The organism is Planococcus sp. A6 (assembly GCF_028823615.1).
GTDB lineage: Bacteria > Bacillota > Bacilli > Bacillales_A > Planococcaceae > Planococcus.
This window is the reverse complement of sequence record NZ_JAPEHT010000234.1, coordinates 1-2200: the sequence shown is the minus strand read 5'-3', so window position 1 is coordinate 2200 and position 2200 is coordinate 1. Positions and strand designations below refer to the sequence as shown.

Annotated in this window: 2 protein-coding genes and 1 pseudogene; 2 read left to right on the top strand and 1 reads right to left on the bottom strand. The window is 43.2% G+C overall.

What is annotated here, in order from left to right; all coding sequences use genetic code 11:
- Positions 1–6: 6 nt before the first annotated feature.
- Positions 7–813, bottom strand: a complete 807-nt coding sequence (locus ON064_RS18085; protein ID WP_274625855.1) for an aldo/keto reductase family protein — start codon at positions 811–813, stop codon at positions 7–9.
- A gap of 195 nt (positions 814–1008) precedes the next feature.
- Here ON064_RS18085 and ON064_RS18080 point away from each other — a divergent pair.
- Both ON064_RS18080 and ON064_RS18075 read left to right on the top strand, forming a co-directional pair.
- Positions 1009–1431 (top strand): annotated as a pseudogene (locus ON064_RS18080) (VOC family protein).
- 29 nt (positions 1432–1460) lie between these two features.
- Positions 1461–2162 (top strand): potassium channel family protein, encoded by a 702-nt coding sequence (locus tag ON064_RS18075; RefSeq protein ID WP_274625854.1) that lies wholly within the window; start codon positions 1461–1463, stop codon positions 2160–2162.
- Positions 2163–2200 lie beyond the last annotated feature (38 nt).

Below are 2200 nucleotides of genomic sequence, written 5' to 3'. Positions count from 1 at the left end.
AACTTTTTATAGAGCAGCAATGCGCTCCCGCTCACTTGCCGTTAGTTCAAAGTCGAAAATATCCAAACTTTGTGCTTGACGATCTTTATCGTGAGACTTAGGGATAACGATAATGTCTTGTTCGATTTGGTACCGCAACACAACTTGAGCGTAAGTCTTGCCGTACTGGCGGCCGATTTCTTGCAATGCTTGCTTGGCTTTATCATCAATACCGCCTAACGGTGACCAAGCTACAGAAGCAATCCCGTTATCCTTATGATGAGCAATCAGCTCCTCATTCCACTTTCCAACGTGGGATTCAATTTGGTTCACGGCTGGTTTGACTTTACCGTTTTCGAGGATCAAATCAAGTTGCTCTTTGTTGAAGTTTGATACACCGATGGACTTGAACACGCCCCGGTCATAATGGTCTTCAAGAATGCGCCAAGCTTCCAACATCTCATCATTATTATCCCACGGGAAATGAATGAGAAACAAATCAATATAGTCAGTCTGTAATTTGGCTAAGCTTTTTTCGATTTCAGCTACTGCCCAATCTGTACTGCTTATTCCTTTGCGAGTACTTAATTTAGTAGTGATAAAGAAATCTTCGCGCGGTACTGAGGATTTGTGGATTCCTTTTCCTACAACTTCCTCATTGGAATACAGTTGAGCAGAATCGAAATGACGGTAGCCATTTTCAATAGCCCAATCGATTTCTTGAGTGTCTCCTCTTAAATCGCCGGAGAACTGATTTCCTTCCTTGCCAAAAGTGTTAGTTCCGCTGCCGACAATCGGAATCTCGACATTATCGTTTAATTGAATAGCTTTCATGCTCTTTCCTCCTATACTATGTGTTATCATAATCCGGCATATAATACCTACAAGAACTATAACTTGCGCCTCACAGGATTTATAAAGCCGTATTATGTATTTTACCCACCCCGATATCTTTTTGAACATTACTACAGCAATATCAAAATTTGAGCGCAAGCCCTAATCTTACACAGCAACAAAGGAGGGATTAAAATGAAGCCAAGAATCTCTGTCATCACTATTGGCGTGGACGATCTCAAGCGAGCGCTGGATTTTTACTGGGACGGCTTGGGCTTACCGACAGAAGGAATTGTGGGAGAAGAGTTCGATAACAGGGTCATTGCCTTTTTCGACCTTCAGCAAGAGCTGAAACTCGCTATTTGGAAACACTAAGACATCGCCCATGAAACGAAAGTATCGATGGGCTCGCCAAGCACTACAGAATTTACGCTCGGCCATAACGTTAACAGTAAAGCGGAAGTCGATGCGGTAATTGCCCAGGCTGAACAAGCTGGAGCGCTTATAGCCGATCCGTCTCATGATACGTTTTGGGGCGGCTATTCGGGGCATTTTCAAGATCCGGACGGTCATTTATGTGAAGTGGTATGGAATCCCGCATGGGGAGAAGTGGATTAATTCCTGTTTAAACTAAAGGGGGGATTAGCATGAATTTACGCAATTTCATTTACGAAACTTTCCTATTTCTGTTGGTAATCGTTTCCGTCATTATTGCACTGGTTTCCAATGAACGTTTCACTTTGGTTCATTGGATCATCTGGGGGATTTTCTTCGTTGATTATTTCATTCGCTTCTTTGCCGCTGAACACAAATGGACATTTATTAAATCCCACCCCTTGGAATTGATTGCTATCATACCACTGGATGCGATTTATCAGGTAGCGCGCTTTTTCATGTTTTTCCGGATGTTGAAATTATGGGGCATCCTTCCGCGTTTTTTGAAGCCTGTGTATGCCGTCTTAAAAACGAATGGCTTGGAGAAGCTGCTGATTTTCGCGGTCATTTTGATTTTTCTCGTGCCGATTCCAATGATCCTAATCGAACCTCAGATCGTTAACTACACCGATGCCATCTGGTGGGCAGTCGTGACGGTTACGACTGTCGGATATGGCGACATCACCCCTGAAACCGGCATCGGCCGTCTGTTTGCGGTTATCTTGATGTTTGTCGGAATCGGCATTATCGGAACATTCACTAGCGCCATTTCGTCTTATTTCGCCTCGCGCAAACGCGCCCTGGAAGAAGACCACGTGCTCGATATCGTCAATTCGATCAAAAAAATCGAAAAACTGACTGAAGAAGACCATCAACTCATCCAAAGCTATCTAAAGAAAAAAATGAAAGGATAAGCCTTTAAACGCTTATTCTGCTAAAAACAAAAAAGAGT